General features: G+C 32.6%; 21 protein-coding genes. 19 read left to right on the forward strand and 2 right to left on the reverse strand.

What is annotated here, in order from left to right:
• Positions 1–19: 19 nt before the first annotated feature.
• From AA089_RS09030 to AA089_RS09090, 13 genes are all read left to right on the forward strand, one after another.
• Positions 20–418, forward strand: coding sequence for a hypothetical protein (locus AA089_RS09030; protein WP_241479982.1), 399 nt, complete (start codon positions 20–22; stop codon positions 416–418).
• Positions 405–4,676 carry a strawberry notch C-terminal domain-containing protein gene (locus AA089_RS09035; RefSeq protein WP_046756616.1) on the forward strand — a complete coding sequence of 1,424 codons (4,272 nt, stop codon included), beginning with the start codon at positions 405–407 and terminating at the stop codon, positions 4,674–4,676. Before AA089_RS09030 ends, AA089_RS09035 begins: the two co-directional genes overlap by 14 nt.
• Complete coding sequence (locus AA089_RS09040; protein WP_046756617.1) at positions 4,673–5,635, forward strand: AAA family ATPase; 963 nt, start codon at positions 4,673–4,675, stop codon at positions 5,633–5,635. Before AA089_RS09035 ends, AA089_RS09040 begins: the two co-directional genes overlap by 4 nt.
• A 74-nt stretch (positions 5,636–5,709) precedes the next feature.
• Complete coding sequence (locus AA089_RS09045; protein ID WP_046756618.1) at positions 5,710–6,726, forward strand: hypothetical protein; 1,017 nt, start codon at positions 5,710–5,712, stop codon at positions 6,724–6,726.
• Positions 6,710–7,042 (forward strand): hypothetical protein, encoded by a 333-nt coding sequence (locus tag AA089_RS09050; RefSeq protein ID WP_046756619.1) that lies wholly within the window; start codon positions 6,710–6,712, stop codon positions 7,040–7,042. The genes AA089_RS09045 and AA089_RS09050 overlap by 17 nt, the downstream gene beginning before the upstream one ends.
• 5 nt (positions 7,043–7,047) lie before the next feature.
• On the forward strand, positions 7,048–7,416 hold the full coding sequence (locus AA089_RS09055; protein WP_046756620.1) for a hypothetical protein: 369 nt from the start codon (positions 7,048–7,050) through the stop codon (positions 7,414–7,416).
• 13 nt (positions 7,417–7,429) lie between these two features.
• Entirely contained in the window at positions 7,430–8,146 is a 717-nt protein-coding gene (locus AA089_RS09060) for a hypothetical protein (protein WP_046756621.1), read from the forward strand.
• Positions 8,139–8,381: a hypothetical protein gene (locus AA089_RS09065; protein ID WP_046756622.1), complete on the forward strand. Its 243-nt coding sequence runs from the start codon at positions 8,139–8,141 to the stop codon at positions 8,379–8,381. Before AA089_RS09060 ends, AA089_RS09065 begins: the two co-directional genes overlap by 8 nt.
• Positions 8,382–8,385: 4 nt before the next feature.
• Entirely contained in the window at positions 8,386–8,856 is a 471-nt protein-coding gene (locus AA089_RS09070) for a hypothetical protein (RefSeq protein WP_046756623.1), read from the forward strand.
• A 138-nt stretch (positions 8,857–8,994) separates the two neighbouring features.
• Complete coding sequence (locus AA089_RS09075; protein ID WP_046756712.1) at positions 8,995–9,447, forward strand: hypothetical protein; 453 nt, start codon at positions 8,995–8,997, stop codon at positions 9,445–9,447.
• 7 nt (positions 9,448–9,454) lie between these two features.
• Positions 9,455–10,372 carry a hypothetical protein gene (locus AA089_RS09080; protein ID WP_046756624.1) on the forward strand — a complete coding sequence of 306 codons (918 nt, stop codon included), beginning with the start codon at positions 9,455–9,457 and terminating at the stop codon, positions 10,370–10,372.
• Positions 10,373–10,456: 84 nt separating this feature from the next.
• A complete protein-coding gene (locus AA089_RS09085) occupies positions 10,457–11,293 on the forward strand; it encodes a zonular occludens toxin domain-containing protein (protein WP_046756713.1) in 837 nt (278 codons plus the stop codon).
• A 9-nt stretch (positions 11,294–11,302) separates the two neighbouring features.
• Positions 11,303–11,596 carry a hypothetical protein gene (locus tag AA089_RS09090; RefSeq protein ID WP_046756625.1) on the forward strand — a complete coding sequence of 98 codons (294 nt, stop codon included), beginning with the start codon at positions 11,303–11,305 and terminating at the stop codon, positions 11,594–11,596.
• Between the two features lie 141 nt (positions 11,597–11,737).
• On the opposite strand, the gene AA089_RS09095 is transcribed toward AA089_RS09090, so the two are convergent.
• Both AA089_RS09095 and AA089_RS09100 read right to left on the reverse strand, forming a co-directional pair.
• Positions 11,738–12,820: a hypothetical protein gene (locus AA089_RS09095; protein ID WP_046756626.1), complete on the reverse strand. Its 1,083-nt coding sequence runs from the start codon at positions 12,818–12,820 to the stop codon at positions 11,738–11,740.
• A gap of 18 nt (positions 12,821–12,838) precedes the next feature.
• Entirely contained in the window at positions 12,839–13,885 is a 1,047-nt protein-coding gene (locus tag AA089_RS09100; protein WP_046756627.1) for a hypothetical protein, read from the reverse strand.
• Positions 13,886–14,159: 274 nt separating this feature from the next.
• Between AA089_RS09100 and AA089_RS25450 the strand changes: the two genes are divergently transcribed.
• From AA089_RS25450 to AA089_RS09125, 6 genes are all read left to right on the forward strand, one after another.
• Complete coding sequence (locus AA089_RS25450; protein ID WP_173427054.1) at positions 14,160–14,327, forward strand: hypothetical protein; 168 nt, start codon at positions 14,160–14,162, stop codon at positions 14,325–14,327.
• Between the two features lie 88 nt (positions 14,328–14,415).
• A complete protein-coding gene (locus AA089_RS09105; RefSeq protein ID WP_046756628.1) occupies positions 14,416–15,297 on the forward strand; it encodes a hypothetical protein in 882 nt (293 codons plus the stop codon).
• A gap of 93 nt (positions 15,298–15,390) precedes the next feature.
• Positions 15,391–16,026: a hypothetical protein gene (locus AA089_RS09110; protein WP_046756629.1), complete on the forward strand. Its 636-nt coding sequence runs from the start codon at positions 15,391–15,393 to the stop codon at positions 16,024–16,026.
• 200 nt (positions 16,027–16,226) lie between these two features.
• Positions 16,227–16,664: a hypothetical protein gene (locus tag AA089_RS09115; RefSeq protein WP_241479983.1), complete on the forward strand. Its 438-nt coding sequence runs from the start codon at positions 16,227–16,229 to the stop codon at positions 16,662–16,664.
• 2 nt (positions 16,665–16,666) lie between these two features.
• Positions 16,667–17,266 (forward strand): hypothetical protein, encoded by a 600-nt coding sequence (locus tag AA089_RS09120; RefSeq protein ID WP_046756631.1) that lies wholly within the window; start codon positions 16,667–16,669, stop codon positions 17,264–17,266.
• A gap of 7 nt (positions 17,267–17,273) precedes the next feature.
• The gene (locus AA089_RS09125) at positions 17,274–17,732 is read left to right on the forward strand and encodes a hypothetical protein (RefSeq protein WP_046756632.1); all 459 of its coding nucleotides are present in this window, start codon (positions 17,274–17,276) and stop codon (positions 17,730–17,732) included.
• The last annotated feature ends 6 nt before the right edge of the window (positions 17,733–17,738 follow it).

A 17,738-nucleotide genomic window follows, 5' to 3' on the forward strand; every position in this document is an offset into this window, starting at 1 on the left:
TTATTACAACAGTCAATTAATGTCAGGTGATACCAGTGCCATTTTATTTATGGTAGAAAATCCATCACCTTTTAAGCAATACGAAGATCACGAAGCAGCCATCTATATCACAATTCATTTACTAATTGAAGATGCAATACTTCAGGGCGAAAACCCAATAGCTATGATTGAAAACTATTTGAATGTGGTTTATAATGGTGGAACAACCACAGGTGAAATCACAGATTATTTAATACAAACAGGAAGCTTGCAAAATGCTTTATGGGAACTCAAAGAGAAATGGAGTGAATTAGATACAAAAATTAATGAAAATTCCTTGATGTATAGCAGTTTAAGCAAACAAAATGTCACAGAGATATACGCACAGAGAACATTACGAACTTATTTAGAAACATTAGCAGGATATGATAGAGAATAGTGGAGAAAAAGAATTAATAATTGCAAAAGAAGAATTTACAGAGGATGCAGAGAAATTAGCAAAAATAGTAGAAGATGGTAAGGCTTTACACGTCTACAAGCCTTTTTCAAAAGCACCGTTTGTCATTGGTACACTTGTGCCTAGAAATTTAGAATTTGAAATTAAAAAATCGTTTAAACCTATCGTTGATACCTACAAAGATATTGACAGGTATGTAATGACAGGCTTGCGATATCCTTCAAAAGAGGAATTATGGAAAGCCCTAGCTGCTGAACAAGTTGATGCAATTGCGCTATACTTATATCAATTTGAGAACGATCAAGGTATCATTATAGGAGATCAAGCAGGAATTGGAAAAGGAAGACAAGCAGCTTCTGTTATTCGTCACGCAGTACTTAATGGTTACTTGCCTATATTTTGCACAAAATCACCTGATTTATTTACAGATATCTACCGTGATTTGAAGGCAATTAATTTTGGAGATATCAGCCCTTTTATCATCAATACGACAAACAATGCAAATATCAAGGATGAAAAAGGAAATGTGATATTTAGCCCTTTAAGTAATGAGTCTCAAATAGAACTCATTACAACAGAGGTAGAATATGCCATAGATAGTCCTGAATCTATTAATTGGCACAAACAAGCAGGAATAAAACTTCCCGATGCGGAGTCAACACCTTATATCACTTTATTAGAACCATTGGATTATCTTCCAAAGGGCTATAATATGATTTTTTGTAGTTATTCTCAAATTCAATCAGCACACCCATACAAGCGTGATTGGTTAGAGAAGCTTATAAAACGCGGTGTTTTTGGAAGTAAAACATATCAAAAAGTAATTTTTATAACTGACGAGTCACACATGGCTGGTGGTTATGACTCTATTATTGGAAAATGGATTCGTAATGTATTACCACATAGTAAGGCTTGCTGCTACCTAAGTGCCACCTTTGCCAAATATCCCGATGTAATGCCCTTATATGCAAAGAAAACGGCAATTTTGGAAACCAATATGAGTGATTACAGATTTGTAAGAGCGATGAAAGGTGGTGGACTTGCGTTACAGGAGATCGTAGCATCAAATTTGGCAGAGAGTGGACAGCTTATTCGTCGCCAACGATCTAACAAAGGTATTAAGATTGATTACATCACGCTTAATAGTGAACCTGAACGAAGTAAAAACCGTGCGAGTGTTGACCGAATAATTAAAATAATGAATGACATTGTTGCTTTTGAAGAAGCCTATGTAATGCCGATTAAGGATGCTATTCATTATAAGGCAAAAGTAGAAAATGGCAGAGTTTCTAAAGGTGTTAGAGGTTTAGGCGTGAATAGTACTCCTTATTTTTCCCGTGTATTTAATATTATAGATCAGATGTTATTTTCTTTGAAAGTAAAAGAGGTAGCAGAAAAAACGATTGATCTATTAAATGAGGATAAAAAAGTAGTCATTGCTTTTAAATCAACAATGGGTGCATATCTAAAAGATTTGAATTTAATTTCAGGTCAAGAAATTCCAGCAGAAGGACTTGATTTTACACGTACATTAGAAAAAGGATTACAGTCCATTTTAAGCTACGGTTATACTGATATTACAGGTGAAAAATCTCGTGTGCAGATTCCAATTGATGCACTTGGCGCAAATGGAAAAGCACGTTATAATGAGATAAAAAAACGAATTAAACTTGAAGCTACAGGGCTTACCATTTCTCCAATTGATGAACTGATTTCGATTATAGAATCCTCGCAAAAACCGAGTTATGTTGGTGGTCACTCAAATTCAAATTACAAAGTGGCTGAAGTTACTGGACGCAAACAACGTATTGATTTGTCAGATGATATTGCCGTTGTTGAGAGTTATTCTAGTAATACAGAAGAATCATTCCGTTTATTTAATGAAGGTAAAATAGATGTGCTACTTATCAATCAAAGTGGCAGCACTGGTTTTTCAGCACATTCTTCAAAAGAGTTTAAAGATCAGCGACAACGCGCTATGATTATTCATCAATTTGAACTGGATATCTATGTAGAAATTCAAAAACGTGGACGCATTAATCGCACAGGACAGGTAAATCTACCCGAATACTATTACATCACAAGTGATATTCCTACCGAAAAGCGACTTATGACCATGCTTAAAGGGAAATTAAAGTCCTTAGATGCCAATACAACAGGTTCGCAAAACACCAATGAAGATACGTTAAAAAGTCCTGATATTTTTAATAAATATGGAGATCAGGCTGCATGGGATTGGATTACACAAAATAGTCACATGATGTCTGTATTGGGATATCCAACGCATCACAAAGAAGAAGGAATATATGTTAGAAATAAATCTAGGGATGGCGCAATTCGTCAACTTACAGGGCGTGCAGGACTACTGATGGTAGATGCACAAGAAAAGCTATATAACGATCTTATATCACAATACAATCATATTGTGAAAGTTGAAAAGCAAAATGGCACGTATGATTTAGAAGTAGAATACTTACCATTAGATGCAGAGGTTAAACAGCGTTTTCTTTACGAAAAAGGAAACGGAGGAACAACCCCGTTTGGGAAAGATACCATTCGCGATGTTACCATTATTAATAATCTTAAACGTCCACTTTTGAAAAGTGAAATTGACGATCGTATTGAAAACACATTAAATGGTCAAAAACCATCACAGATTCGTATAGGAATTGAAAAACATATTGCTGAAGAATTTCCAAAAGTTGTAGAAAAGCGAGTTAAAAAACGTGAATCTGACATTAGTAAGTTAGAAAAAGAATTTAAAACTTTACCTGAAGTTGATAGCGATTTAGATGTACAGGAAAATGAGAAAATTAAAAATGATATTGACAAAGCGCAGAAACTCATTGACAAGAAAAAAGCAAGTCTTGAAAAAGTATTGACAGAACTCACCGAAGTTAAAAAAACAATTTTAAAATATATAAATTTTTGGAATACAGGTGATGTAGTCAGAGTACCTCATATTGGTTCTGATTTGATGCCTTCATGGGGAATATTTTTAGGTGTCAAGTATGATTATTGGAAAACAAACCCTTTCACTTTAGGCAATTTCAGATTTGAATTTGCAGTTACAGATTCACGAAAGGTGATGACATTTGATTTAAAGCCTGATGAGCAATTATATTTATCTCAAATTTTCGTAGAGAGTAAAGATATTAGTGAAGATGATATTAAAAGGGTAAATTTTCAGTGGAATGAAATGATTAAACTTGCTTCAAAAAAGCGTGAAAAACGTCACATTCTGACCGAGAATATTATACGCGCTTGTGATGTTGTAGGCACTAAAAATAAACTTGTAAAATACAATACTAGGGATGGTGTTATAAAGAATGGGATTTTAATGCATAAATCTTTTGAAAAAGATATGGATGGTATATTTTATGCACTCGCACCTATCTCTAATGCTAAGGACAAAATAAATGCCTTAGAAATTGATGAATTCATTCAAGATCATACGGCAAATGTTCGTTTTGTACGTAAAGACGAAAATTATCTCCAAGTATTTCTTTCTAAGAAAAATTTATATGAAGTTAGTTTAGATTCCAAACTTCGCAGGCTAATTCGTAAAGAGGATAACCAAGACAGTGATGAACTTGCCAATTTTGTTCAGAATGCTTCGGAAATGACAGGTACTTTACATATTGAAAATTTAGAACCTTTTTTAAAACAGCTTGACACTTTTGACATAAAATATCATACTGAAGCTAGAGAAATGGAAGATTGGGAGATTGAAAATAAAGAGGATTGGGAAGCCAAAACCAAAAAGTTAAAAGGAAAAATTTTCAAGTATAGACTTGGCAAAAAGTATGGCGCTGATAGCAACCCTAGTTTTGGACTTGTAGAGTATATTGAACCACAGACACAAAGTTCATCTGATTATGGTTTTGTCACTTACAATCGAAAATTAAATACTAGGGAGAAATACAATTATACGCTATATCCAGTCTTTGAAAGCGTAGAAGAACCATTTAATGAATGGAAAACGATTACTTCAAAATCAGCGCTCGCAGATCAGTCCAAATATGCCATTGCACAGGCGCGTGAACTTCCATTACATTATGCTATTGAGAAGCTAGGATATTATATCCTTAACAATTTACATGAAGACGCAAATCCTGAATTTGTTATAGGTGATTATTCCGTTTACGATCTTGGGCGAGTCTTCTATGAAGATAGTATATCAGAGATAGATCAATTAGATGAATTTTTAAGTCAATTACAAATAGCCAAAGAACAATGAGAATACCAAAATATGATATACCAGAGATAGAACAAATTCCAAGTTTTACAAAGATCATGGATGATCTACTGGTTGGAAATAATGTTTTTTTAGTTGGAAGTGCAGGAACTTTCAAATCTACTATTTCGGAAAAAGTTTCCTATGCAATAAACGGTCGTGGTTACGAAGATGGAAAAGAACTTCCGTATACCATAGTCAACTGTAATCAATGGACTTCACCAACTGATATTAAAGGCGGTCAAACAATGGAAGGTTACAAAGAAGGCGCACTTATCGAAGCTTGGCGTGATGGAAAAATTTTAATACTGGATGAGATGCCGAAACTAGATGCAAATACCGCAGGATTATTAAATGATGCACTTGCTAAAAGTGGAAAAAAAGATGCGATTATTTTTAATGGAAATAATGAGCCAGTAAAAAAGCATCCACACTTTGGGTGTATTGCCACAGGAAATACCACAGGAAAAGGTGCTAGTGCAAATTATGTCGGAAACAATAGACAGGATGCATCCCTATTAGATCGTTTTAGTGGTTGTATTTATCACATAGGATTTAATACGGATTTGGAAAATGCATTAATTTATAATCAAGTAGTAACAATTTGTCATAGGATTCGTGAAGAAATTTTAAACTATGAAGGGAAAGAATCAACTAATGATGATACATCTGATATTATGACACTTCGTACAATGGCTAATTTTCAACGAAATTATGAACTGGAAATGATGCGTGAAATGGGCATAAGAGATACTAATGGAACTATATTTGAACGTCTTAAAAATGGAAAAACTTTAAAAGATGCAATTACAAATTACTTCTATGTAATGAATCCTGATAAGGCAAAAATTATCATGGAGCGTGTAAATATTGAGAGTTTCTACAATCGTTACAAGAGTAGTGAGAATAAACAATTATTTGAAATGGAATATAACATGCGAAATAAACAAAGGGCTGCATAAATAGGCTTTAGGTTCAAGTTACAAAAGTGAACAAATGATACCTCGATCACAGCGAGTACTTTTATTGTGATCGAATGAAAACACCAAAAAAACATAGCGTCCAAAGTAGTATAGGTACTTTTAATTATCTCAATTTTGAAAATGTAAGTGCATTTAATGAATTTGTGGATTATAGAGTAGAAAGGCTATCAAATCACAACCTTGATGTTTGGCGTAAGACTTTGGCTGGCACACAAGAAAAAATCAATAATTCTAGTGACTGGTACGGAACACCAATTGTAAAGAATTTAAGTGAATTAGAATCACACAAATCTTTTTTAGGTATGCATTTGCTAAAAGAGATTGAGCCACTTCTCAAAGATCAATTTTCTAAATATTTAGCCAATTTAGAAACAAGAGTTCTTCCCAAGCCAAAAATCGCATACAATGATCGCGGTTTGGGAATTTTTTGTTTTGATCGTGCAGCTATGGGACTTTACAAAGGCTATCAAATCAATACAAGTTCTTCATTAGATTTAGGAATCAGTCAATTAAATATTGCACTTGGCAATAAGAAAGTAAAGACAAGTGTAAAAAATGTGTATGCACACTTTGAGAATCGAAATAGTAATCTTCCATCATTAGAACTCAATATAGTTGCAGGCGGGAATGCTGGAGTTAAAGGTAATAACCTTTTATACATAGGACTCGCATCTTCGCTACTTGTAGAGTTTATGGAACTAAGAGATATTCCAGTTGAAGTGTATGTGCTTTTCGAGACTTCATTTTCAGGTCAGAATATTGTAAGTAAGGTTCGAGTTAAACGTTTCCAAGACCGATTAGATAAAAACCAACTTTTACTTATGGGTAGCGATCCTAGATATTTCCGTTATCGTGGGTTCAAATCTCTGATAGCTATAAGTGATTACTTCGATCTCAATATAAGTTATGGTTTAGGTTCAAGTATCAAAAATATCGGTAAAAGTTTTGTAAAAACTACGGGTTCAAATGCATTCGTATTTGAGCAAAGCTATTCTCTAAATAGTGCTGTTTCAGAAGTCAATAGAATAATCACAAATTATAAAAATAAGTTAGATGAAAAAGGCTCATAACATTCCAAAAGAAATTGTCATTCATAAGATTATGGATAGGGCAATTGCGATAAATGATAATTGTTCAGAATTGTGCAGGAATTTTAAAATCATGGAATCACCATTGCACGAAGGTATTTACATATTACGCTGGACTACAATAGATATTACAAATATCGAAAAACCGATACAAAAATATCGTTACGAATGTTTTGAGAAAGATGGTACGCCGCAGTTGTGTTCCATTTATTATCAAGATCAAACTAAAGCAAATGAGTTTTTTGAAAATCTCATACCGCTTTATACGCAGCAATTTGCAGTTAATCATATCCATTAGAACTTATGTACACAACAAAAAATGTAACCAAAGCACAGCTACAATCAATTTTCATAAAAGATCAAAAACAGATTGTACGTCTGACAAAAAATGAACTTAGCCCTTTAGTAATTTGGGAAGTTATAAAACAAGAAAGCCAAAACTTTACAGTATCAAATTCCAAAGCAGAAGAAGCTGATAAATTGCTAGATTATTTACTTAAAAATAATACTGAACAGAGTATAGTTAATGACAAAAAATCGAAAAATCAAACAGTAGAAATAGAAGATAAAAAAACAAAAAAAATGTCACTTAAAAAAAGGTATGAGTTAAAGAAAAAACGTAGAGCAAGAGAACTGATGCTTTTAGAATTAGAAACTTCAACAGCTGCTTAAAAGATCAATTATTATGAATATAGAAAAATTATTAGCACTCGACAGGAGTCAAATCAAGAATAAAAAAATACTCTTTGTTCTAACTGATTTTATTGGTGATTATGAGAAGTTAGAGGAAGATGAAAAGGAAGAATTTTTAGAATTATCTGTAGACGAAATCAAAAAAATTTCCATAAAAATTGAGCAGTATTATCCAGGAATTTTTGAAAGTGCATCACAGCTTACAGAAAGTCCAAAAAAGGCAAAAAAAGTCATAGAAAAGACTTTGGAAAATACTGCCGAAACCCCAAAAAAGAAAGAGTCAATAAAGAAAAAAGAGCAACCTAAAAAAAAATCTGAAAGCAAACCAAAAGATTCAGATAAAAAGAAACTTGAAGGCGCAAATAACTCCAAAAGTGAGTTGGATAAGCTTGCACAGGAAATTCAGCAATGTCGTATACGTATTCGGGAATATAACAAAAAGAAAAATCAAGGGAAACCTGAAAAGCCAAAACTGAAGCGATATGAGAAAATCGAAAGACAGATGGTAAGTATTTGGAATTTGATGCCTGACTATTTAAAAGTAAATGAATCGGCAATCGAAGATGCAAAAGTAATTATTACTGATTTCATTGGGGAGATTATGAAAATCTATCGAATGAATCCAAAGCAAATTGATTCAGTACAAAAAACAATTTTAGAAAAATTCAAAGAACAAAGAACAAAAATTAATAAAGATAAAAATGGATAATACAACACTTATAATTACAGGAGCAGGACTTATAGTAGGATTTGCAGAAGCAATGATTTACTACAATATTGGAGCAAATAAAGGGAAAGAAAATTTTCAAATTCAGACTCCAAAGGGAACAGAGCTTTTAGAGACAGTTGGGATTGTTATAGTCACTTCATTAGCTACGGCAGCACTTTCCAATATGTTAGAGAAAAAATTTTCAAATAAAATAGTAACACCAGCAATAGCGTAGAAAAATGGAAAGAGTAGAACACAGAATTTATTTTGAAAAAAATGAAATTAAGCCTAATGTACTTATAGAGCCGATTCGAGATAAAATAGACATTTTTAATCGAATGCATAAACTCTATGAAGGTACTTCTGTATGCGCAAAGAAAGATATTAAAAAAGAGTTAGAAATGCTTGATACGGAGATAATGAATGATATTGATGATGAGTATGAAGATAGATTGACTATTGGAGCAATTAAAAAAGATGCATCACCAGTAAAACCCAAGAAACAAAATAAGACTACCAAACTAAGTAACGATGAATCTATTTTAAGCAAATTAGTAGCGCTTGGTAGTACAAAGAATATTGGACTTTCAACCTTCACAGAATTGGGCTTACAAACATCATTAGGTTGGAATACCATCATTGGAAAATACCAAATAAAGCGAACGAGTGTTATGGCTTACAAATACGATATTCACGTATCGGCTAAGTAAAATAAAAGTAAATAAAGAGTAATTTATTAGTAAATAAAGAGTAAATAATAAGTAAATAAAGTGTCACTTTTAAGTCATTTATAGGTAATTAAAAAGTAAACAAAGTGGAAACTTTCTTTTTGTAGTTTGGTAACTCAAATGAAGAAAAAGGAACTAACATATAATGATTTGCAAGACAATATTGATGCGTTGATCGGCAAATTTGGACTTAAAAAAACCATTGAAGTAATGGCTAGTTTAAGAACGAATACCGAAATCAGATCACCTGAACATGAACGTATCAAGCTTCTAATAATATTTGTCAAATCCAAAACAATAGAAGTATTCAATTTAAAAGAAGAAGACTTTTATAAGAGTCAATTGGATGAATATAAGGATGCACGAATGGCAAGTATCTATTTAATACGTAAATATACAGACTTTAGTTTTGGTAGCGTAGCAGAAATATTTCAGCAACGAAAAAGATCCGTACAGTATTTTTATCATAAGTGCGAAGAAATCCTTACGATTCCTTCTTATTATAAAATCTTTATGAGACGCTTCACCATATTAGAACATCACATTATCAACTTTATAGCAAAAATGAAATAAAAAACAAATGGCGGAAACAGGCAATATATCAGAAGAAGTAAAACAGGCTTTAACACAAAGTCAAGATCAAATAGTGTTGGAAACTATACAAGATGAGGATTCCTCTCCTCTTAATCGTCCAGTAATTGAAAAAGATATTGGTGGTGAAAAAAAAGTACTAGAAAAAGATAATCCTGATTGGAATGTTTGGAAACCTGAAATGGATGATTTATCGCACGATGCACAAGAAACTACTACCTACCGCGCATCCATAGAAAATGAGGTTGAAGCTGAAAAACAAGCTGAACCTATTGATGCACCTGAACAGGAAATAAATCTTGATGGTGAATTTGATGATAATGGTGAGACAATCACAAATAAAGATTTTGAAATTCCACTAGCGCAGGCAAATCAAGCTGCTACGGCTTTACTAGGAATGACTAACAATTTGCTCGCAGCAGGCGGTGGACTTTTAGTGAAGATTAGAAAGCAGCCTGAATTTTATGAATACGGTGAAGTTGTCACAGTGATTGACGAACAAAATCAAAAGAATGTTGACCGTATTTTACTAGATAAAGAAGATAAAACACTTCTTCGTCCTTTAGTAGCCGAAGTACTTAGAAAAAAAACCAAGAAATTAACACCTGAGCAACAACTGATGGGGGCAGTTGCATCTATACTGATGAAAAAGGCTCAGGTGGTTATGGAAATCCGCGCTGAAAATACGCTTTTAGAGAATCGAATTGTTTCCATAATCAAAGATCAAGACAATGAAACCGAAGATACCTCAAATCAAGATAACTATACTGATACTGACGAAGAAGATGAGAATGAAGTTTATCAGCAAGTGGAGCATGAACAAGCTATAGATGATATCGAAAATGATGTAATTGTAGAGAATCCAATTTTAGAATTTTCAGAAGACGAATCACAAAATTACTCATAAATGGCTGTACCAAAAAAGAAAGATTCTAGGGGAAGAAAGCCGATTAGTTATTCCAAAGAAGAACTAGAAAGACAACCAATGATAATGCTCGTATGCGGTGAGACTGGTGTCGGGAAAACATACCGAAATAAACAAGAAATCAAGCATTACATGATGGATCACTTAGCCATAGGGAAAAAAGGTCGTAAAGTTTTAGCATTTGATACCAACGATGATGACTACCCTAGCTTTGTTACAGTTAGTCCAAATCATTTAAAGGCACTTACTAAAGTTTCAGCACGTCGTATACGTCCCTTTAATACGGATGGTTCTCCAATGGATAATGAGGACAAGAAAGAAGTAATAAAAAAGATTATGAAATCTTTTAAAAATGGATTAGTGGTTCTTGATGATATTGACCATTATATGACTGGTGCGAAAGGTCAGGCAATGATTGGTGCTTTGTGTACGGTTCGTCATAAAGGAATTGATATTGTATTAACGCATCAATCTGTTGCAAAAATTACAACTTCAGAGTGGCAAAACTGTACATGGCTACGTTTGCATCACCAAGTAGATGATGTGACAAGGTATCGTGATCGAATACCCAAGTATGAAATGGTACGAATTGCACAGTTAATTGTGGATGAGCAGTACGAGCTGGCTTCAGCAGCTTTTGCCAAAGGCAATTTGTCAGAACATGAGTATAAAGTCCAAAAAAGCTTTTTTGTGTATGTAAATATGCGTGAGCAACGAATTGTCGGTTGTGGACGTGCTGCATTTATTAGAGCGTGTAAAAAGTACATAGATCAGGAGGAAGGTAAAAAAGTACGAATGTTATTATCTGAAGAAGATTTCGATGGCAATAAAATTTATCAGACCAAAAATGATGCAATTATAAAAATGATTACTGACAAACTTCGATATCACGATAATTCATAAATAAAACCTATGAGAAAGAAAACAAGTACTAGGAAAAAAACAGTAACACCTAGAATTAAAAAAATGATTGCTGATTGGAAAAAAGATGGTTGGACATCATCACGTATTTCCAATGATGATAGTGATTTTTTTGATGGAATTGGAGCAAGTTATAACCATTTGGACGTTGCTTCTTTTACAGGAAATGACGTTCAATATTATGATTCAAGAAAACTAATTGCATGGGGTTCTTCTATAATCACATTAGCAAAATATAAAGCGATAGAGCGAAAAAGAAAATTAGCTGACAAGAAAAGAAAATGATCTATTGGTCAAAATTAAAATATATGATTCAATTTTAGTTGAATCATTATGATTTATCTTTTTCATAAGATAAGTTAGTGTTTAAGTAGTTAAGTGATATCCCCATTTACACATTTTTCAAGTGTATTTGGGGATTAACTTTTAATAATATTCTAACCTGTAAATACGTTCATTTGGAATTTCTTCTATCAAACCAGTATTAATTTTTCTTAAAGTAATGCTATATTTCGTTCTGATTAATAACTGCCCTTTAATGATTGCTTTTGTATCATCAGCTTGTTTATATTCAACATTAATTGGAATTTCTCCACCAAAGCCGATTTGCCCTAAAAAAGATTTATAAAAATTTTGGTTGAAAAGTAATACAATAGTTGAGATTATAAAGATTAGTATTATTGCAAATACAAGCTTTTTTAAATTCTTTTTATTGTAGAAAGCTAAACCAAAGAACGCTAAAAGAGATACTAAAATAACGAATATGAAAAGTATGATTGAAATATTGCTTTGTGATGTTGCTATTTCCCTTTTTATAGCTTGTTTATTTTCATTAAATTGAGTTTGTAATTTAATTCTTATAAATACTCTATGTGCAAGATTCTCTAAAGATTTAGATTTAGTAAAATATTTATTAAAATCTATATGTGTTGCAGAATCCTTGCTAAAATTTATTTTTATCTTGTAATCTTCGATTTTAGGTATGTAATTAGTATTTGAAATTTCATCATAGAATCCCTTAATCAATGAATCTTCTTTTTTATTATATTCTATTTGAATATTTATAAGTTCATTTCTTTTTTTATTCATGTATTCATTTTCAACTTTTAGAAAAATTGATATTGTTATACTTATAGCTAGAACAAATATTATAGATAGAAGATATAAACTCTTTTTTTTTAATATTGTATTAATAAACTTATTCAATCCATAGAGTAGATAAAATAGAATCCATGATCCGACAATGGATAAAATCACTAAACAAATTCCAAGTAAGCTGATTGCTAAATTAATGTATTCTACACCCTCAACAGGAATTCTAAATCCTTGCCGATACGCATGATAGTAAAGAGCATAATTATTTATTAAAGTAAATATGGAAGAACCACCAATGGCACTCAATACTATTGATATCGTCGCCTTTACGAGCGTACTTTCATTTAAGTACCAATGCTTTATTTTTATTAGGTTCTTTATAAAGAATGAATCATATTTTGGCTTTTCCTCCATAATTTTTATTTTGAGAATTTAATTCCTTTTAGTAAATCCATTAACTTTAACTTTTTCTTTTTCTTTTTCTTTTTCTTTTTCTTTTTTCTTTCTTCTATTATTTATCAAAGTGAAAAGCCAGAATAGAATCGGAAGTATTATAGCTGTAATAAAAAATTCCGTATTATCAGTTATAAATTTTTTTGTTGAATACATATAATTGGATTTAACATATACTTTTTTACTAACAATAGTGAGATCTTTTGAAAAATCATCTTTAATTAAAGTTGGAACTAAAAACAAATTATGTAAACCGCTATTCTGAGGTTGAATATTCCATTGCCAACTTGTAAGACTATCCATAATTTGTGAAGGTGAAGATATATCTGTTATTTCAAAAAAATCTTTATTAGCATATTTTAACTTCATTTTGATTTGTGAGCCTTTCTTTACGTAGGGATACAAGTTATATTTAGTACTAATTGAATCTTGGCTTTTTAAATCATTATTAAAATTAAAAAAGGCTTCTGCTGAATAATTTTCACCTAAAACCATAGTATCATTAGTTGAAAAATGAAGTAAATCAGAATAATCATCATACATAGAATTCTTGCTTTCAAGCATCTTGTTAGTATAATAATTGTTAGAAGAAGTACTATCAGAAATAAAGACAACATATCTAAATTTTTCAAGTTCCTCAATTTCATTTGAATTAGGAAATTGTTTAGGATTTATTTCCTTTATGAGTAATGAAAGTATTAATGATGATACTAAGATTAAAATTATTTTAATGAAATCATCAAGCTTTAGCATTTTTCTTTCGTAAATGGTATAAGTATTAGCCATTAAATAAGATTGCACTTCTCTTTCAATCTCCTTTTTAAGTTTCTCTCTATAATTATATATTTTCCTAAAGAAGCTATATATAAAAATTACTAAAACAATAAATATAATAGTGTTGTCAAAAATTGTTTCTGAAAATATTCTAAGTGACCATACTATTATAATAAATTTAAAAAGTAACGGGATTAAATCTTTAAAATTAGAAATTTCAATTTTTACTTTTTTCGGCTTATTATTAGACATATTTTCAAATTTATTTTCCCACTAAAATAAGTTTTTTCTTCATATAAAATAAATTATAACAACTCATCTTTGCTATTACTTTGACCTTGTATTTTATTCGTTTTGTATAGATGAGATAGATTCTTTCCCAATAAATACGGGTGTTTTGTTCAAAATTGTTCGAGTTACAAAAGTGAACAAATGATTTTTAAACTATATATCCAATCTTCGTAGAGAACAAATAGAAAATGGCTTTAGAGAGCCTTTAAAAAATCACATTTAAAATTAAATGAAAATGGGAAATACAGACATCGCCTGGAAACAAATTGGATTTTTAGCACTAGCAGGCGTAACAGGAATTATTGTGGGAACATTTGTAGTTGCTCCAAGAATGCAAAAAAGAAAAGCTAAAAAACTAGCAGAGAGTAAAAAACAAGCATCCACACCAAAAAAAGCGGCGTAGCATTTAGAGATTCACACGCTAAATCAATAAAACAAATTAGTAAGGCAGTTTAAAAGCAGCCATTTTAAAAACACAAAAAAAATTAATTATGAGTTATGACGACGAATTAATGCGTTACGAAGAAGCGGCTGAAGATCAGTTCGACAACTACGATGACGATATTTACGAAGAAGATGACTTCGATACTGGATTTGAAGGGTTAGAAGACGATTATGATGGATATGATGAGGAATATGACGACTATGACCTTTATGAAGATGATGAAGAAGACTACAACGATTATATGCGTTCAAGTATCGGAAAAATTGATCCTAACGATAGAACCTTAACGGTAGTTGTAAAAAATACTTCAGGAGCAGCAGCCGAAGCGGTAATTTTTGGTGGAAACGCTGAAAAAGCACAGCCAGCAGGCGTAACCGTTGAAATTGAAGAATCTAGCCACAAAGAGGTTAGAGAAGAAAGTAAAAGTAACCCGTTCAAAATTGCGGGAATGAAATATTCTGTTAGTAACGCATTACAGTTTGATAATGTATTACGTATTGATCGTAGAACCGCGTCAGGTTCAAAGACCACACGTGTATATCAACCTAGAAATGCCACTTCACCACAGAACTTTAACCAAACTCTTATCGACGATGACAACTTTGAAATGGACGTCACTGGTCAGGATTCATTAAATGTTGTAGTACAAGATGGAGTTACTGCCGTGTTTACCTTCACAATCAAAGCAAGAGCAAATTTAGGAAACTTACTGAAAGGTAGCAACGTTGCGGAATTATCTCGCGCACCACGTACCACAGGGTTACCACAATTGGATTTGATACGTAGAAGAAGACCAACGGCATTTGGTGTAAGACCGCGTAGACGTAGAGTACGTCCGCGTCGTGTCGCACCACCAAGAGTTCGTTATGTTCGTCCAAAGCCTGCAAAACGTGCGTCAACACGTCTTGTTAGACGTAAAAAACGATAATTAACACTAAAAAGACCTTGTTAGTTAGTCTTTTTTAAGATAGCCAGTATTCAAGGTAAGTCCTTGTACTGGCTATTATTTTACACATCGAATATGAATACAGAAGCAATAACATTAGCACAAAATCGCATCGATTATATCGTGTATCACAATAGCGAAAAGGTGAGCGATATGCTAGAGGATTATGGATTTGAAGTACCTGAAAATCCCAAACATCTAGCCGAAGCTATGCGTGAATTGGTACGTAAACGAGGTCGCAAAATAATCAAAGAATTAATTGCAATTCATCCTGATAAAGAAGCGATTTTAAAATTAGAGCCAAAAGACAATTTAAGTGTATGCGAATCATGTCAAAATGATTCTTACAGTAACGCTACAAATTCGTGTAATTCTTGTGGTTTTTCAAACTATATATCGCATCAAACCGAGTATAGTTTTACAGATGAGTATGAGCATTTAAGCGCGGAAGAATTGCAAAAACTCTATGATAAAATATTAAAAGAATCCAACTTAAATCCAAGTGACAGAAAGAAAGCGGAAACAGTACAAAAGCTTTGGAATGAACTGCGCGTACGAAAGGCAATCGCTAGAAAAAAGAAACAGCCATCCACTTCAACAGGTAAGTTCAAATTTGGACCAACCAAAGTAGACTTTATGATAATTGGAGTCACCCTACTTATTGGGATTGTCATTGGAAGTGGATTAAACTTTAAATCGCAAAAGGCATGAGTAGAGAGCAAATAATATATAACAGCGTTATTGATAACCTAACGTATCTGATATTAAACTATCCCAAACCCGTGATTGAACTGTTATCACATCACAACGTATTTTTCAAGGGAAAACCTTCCAAATCACAAATCATCAATGAAGTAGTTGAACTCATTGGTTTGAACAATGAAAAGTTCACCAATTCCCTAGAGAAATTAATGATACAGTTCTCCACGCAAGAAAACGATGAGTTTTGGGGTATTGTAAAAGGTGCTTTGGGTGTTGTTGGTGGACTTATTGGCAAAAAGAAGCGTAGAAGATCGTCAGGAAGTGCTGCTGCTGCTTCGGGTGCTGCTGCTGCACAAGCTGCTGCTGCAAAACGTGATATGGAGAGAAGAATGCAACAAATGCGTCTGCAAATGGAGCGAGAAAGACGTGAAGCTGAAGAAAGACGTAGACGTGAAGAAGAAGCAAGACGTAAACGAGAAGAAGAAGCGAAGAAAAAGCAACAAACCATGTATTTCGTCATAGGCGGAATTGCAGTTCTAGGGATTGGCGTTGCCTTAGTGATGAGTTCAAAATCTAAACCTATGATGCCAGCTTATCAGATACCACAGATGCCATCACAGATACCAAATCCAACTTTAGTAAGATAATTATGATAGATTCATTAACGAATATAGATACAGAAGACTACGATGAGTACAATCGTAGAAAACTTCGTCGTAGGAGAAAAAGAAGAAGAAATTTAAAAAGACGTAGACCACCTACACGTTATGGAAATTTGGGATTTCCTGTAAAGGTAAAATTTCCAACAAAAAAGCAGCCTAAAATTGTCAAAGGAACACCAAATAAGGCGATAAAACTTCCACCAGTACAACCAATAACAATTAAAAATACAGGTGTTATAAAGCCAAAAGTAGCAACACCTTTTCCTAAACCAAAACCAATTTGGATTAAACGAGGTGGCAAAGCGGTAAAAACCAGAGTAGGCATTAATGAATTAGTTGCAAAAACCAATTCTAAAGCCCAAATCAAAAATAAAACAGTCTCTACAAGTTCCAAAGTTTTAAAACAAGCTACATCAAATGATGCTTTGCTAAGTGACACTAAAAAAAAGGTAGGTGCAACATCTGATAGTAAAGTTAGTAAAGTCGTCAAGGTAATAGCGGGTGTCGGAGTTATGGGAATAACTGGGTATATCATATACCGAATTATAAAGCATCAAAAGCTTAAAAAACAACAATTAAAAAAGTAAGCTGATTATGATTACAGGAGAAACAGAGAAGCTTATTAAAAATCATTATTTCGATGATGATTACGATGATTTTTTTGGAAGTAAAAAAAAGCGTAGAGAACGTAAAGCCAAACGAAAAGCTAGGCGAACAGCTCGCAGGAAAAAACGAGAATTACGAAAAATTCAGAATCGAGAAAAAGGCGGTTCTTTTTTAAAAGACGTTGGTAATGTTTATCGTGACATTGGTGGTGCAACTGCTATCGGAGGGATTATTGATTCTTTTACTATTGGAAAAGATAGTAATAATTCACAATCCATAAATGCGCCAATTCCTTCAGACTATGAATTTTCAGTTGGAAGTTCACAAGGTGAAAAACAGGAAGAAGAAGATAAAAAATCTTTTCCAACTGCAATTTATGTAGTTGGAGGAATTATAGTAATCGGCATTATAGGACTGGTTGTAATAAACGCACAAAAAAAGAAGTAAATAAAT

It is taken from the genome of Kordia jejudonensis, from assembly GCF_001005315.1.
In the GTDB taxonomy this organism is placed as follows: Bacteria; Bacteroidota; Bacteroidia; order Flavobacteriales; family Flavobacteriaceae; genus Kordia; species Kordia jejudonensis.

What these genes read in the sequence shown, in the direction of transcription:
- AA089_RS09040 (WP_046756617.1), top strand. Translation starts at nt 4,673, where the DNA reads ATGAGAATACCAAAATATGATATACCAGAGATAGAACAAATTCCAAGT.
- AA089_RS09045 (WP_046756618.1), top strand. Translation starts at nt 5,710, where the DNA reads ATGAAAACACCAAAAAAACATAGCGTCCAAAGTAGTATAGGTACTTTT.
- AA089_RS09055 (WP_046756620.1), top strand. Translation starts at nt 7,048, where the DNA reads ATGTACACAACAAAAAATGTAACCAAAGCACAGCTACAATCAATTTTC.
- AA089_RS09080 (WP_046756624.1), top strand. Translation starts at nt 9,455, where the DNA reads ATGGCGGAAACAGGCAATATATCAGAAGAAGTAAAACAGGCTTTAACA.
- AA089_RS09125 (WP_046756632.1), top strand. Translation starts at nt 17,274, where the DNA reads ATGATTACAGGAGAAACAGAGAAGCTTATTAAAAATCATTATTTCGAT.
- AA089_RS25450 (WP_173427054.1), top strand. Translation starts at nt 14,160, where the DNA reads ATGGGAAATACAGACATCGCCTGGAAACAAATTGGATTTTTAGCACTA.
- AA089_RS09100 (WP_046756627.1), bottom strand. Translation starts at nt 13,885, where the DNA reads ATGTCTAATAATAAGCCGAAAAAAGTAAAAATTGAAATTTCTAATTTT.
- AA089_RS09120 (WP_046756631.1), top strand. Translation starts at nt 16,667, where the DNA reads ATGATAGATTCATTAACGAATATAGATACAGAAGACTACGATGAGTAC.
- AA089_RS09030 (WP_241479982.1), top strand. Translation starts at nt 20, where the DNA reads ATGTCAGGTGATACCAGTGCCATTTTATTTATGGTAGAAAATCCATCA.
- AA089_RS09070 (WP_046756623.1), top strand. Translation starts at nt 8,386, where the DNA reads ATGGAAAGAGTAGAACACAGAATTTATTTTGAAAAAAATGAAATTAAG.
- AA089_RS09095 (WP_046756626.1), bottom strand. Translation starts at nt 12,820, where the DNA reads ATGGAGGAAAAGCCAAAATATGATTCATTCTTTATAAAGAACCTAATA.
- AA089_RS09050 (WP_046756619.1), top strand. Translation starts at nt 6,710, where the DNA reads ATGAAAAAGGCTCATAACATTCCAAAAGAAATTGTCATTCATAAGATT.
- AA089_RS09035 (WP_046756616.1), top strand. Translation starts at nt 405, where the DNA reads ATGATAGAGAATAGTGGAGAAAAAGAATTAATAATTGCAAAAGAAGAA.
- AA089_RS09085 (WP_046756713.1), top strand. Translation starts at nt 10,457, where the DNA reads ATGCTCGTATGCGGTGAGACTGGTGTCGGGAAAACATACCGAAATAAA.
- AA089_RS09075 (WP_046756712.1), top strand. Translation starts at nt 8,995, where the DNA reads ATGAAGAAAAAGGAACTAACATATAATGATTTGCAAGACAATATTGAT.
- AA089_RS09115 (WP_241479983.1), top strand. Translation starts at nt 16,227, where the DNA reads ATGATACAGTTCTCCACGCAAGAAAACGATGAGTTTTGGGGTATTGTA.
- AA089_RS09065 (WP_046756622.1), top strand. Translation starts at nt 8,139, where the DNA reads ATGGATAATACAACACTTATAATTACAGGAGCAGGACTTATAGTAGGA.
- AA089_RS09110 (WP_046756629.1), top strand. Translation starts at nt 15,391, where the DNA reads ATGAATACAGAAGCAATAACATTAGCACAAAATCGCATCGATTATATC.
- AA089_RS09060 (WP_046756621.1), top strand. Translation starts at nt 7,430, where the DNA reads ATGAATATAGAAAAATTATTAGCACTCGACAGGAGTCAAATCAAGAAT.
- AA089_RS09105 (WP_046756628.1), top strand. Translation starts at nt 14,416, where the DNA reads ATGAGTTATGACGACGAATTAATGCGTTACGAAGAAGCGGCTGAAGAT.
- AA089_RS09090 (WP_046756625.1), top strand. Translation starts at nt 11,303, where the DNA reads ATGAGAAAGAAAACAAGTACTAGGAAAAAAACAGTAACACCTAGAATT.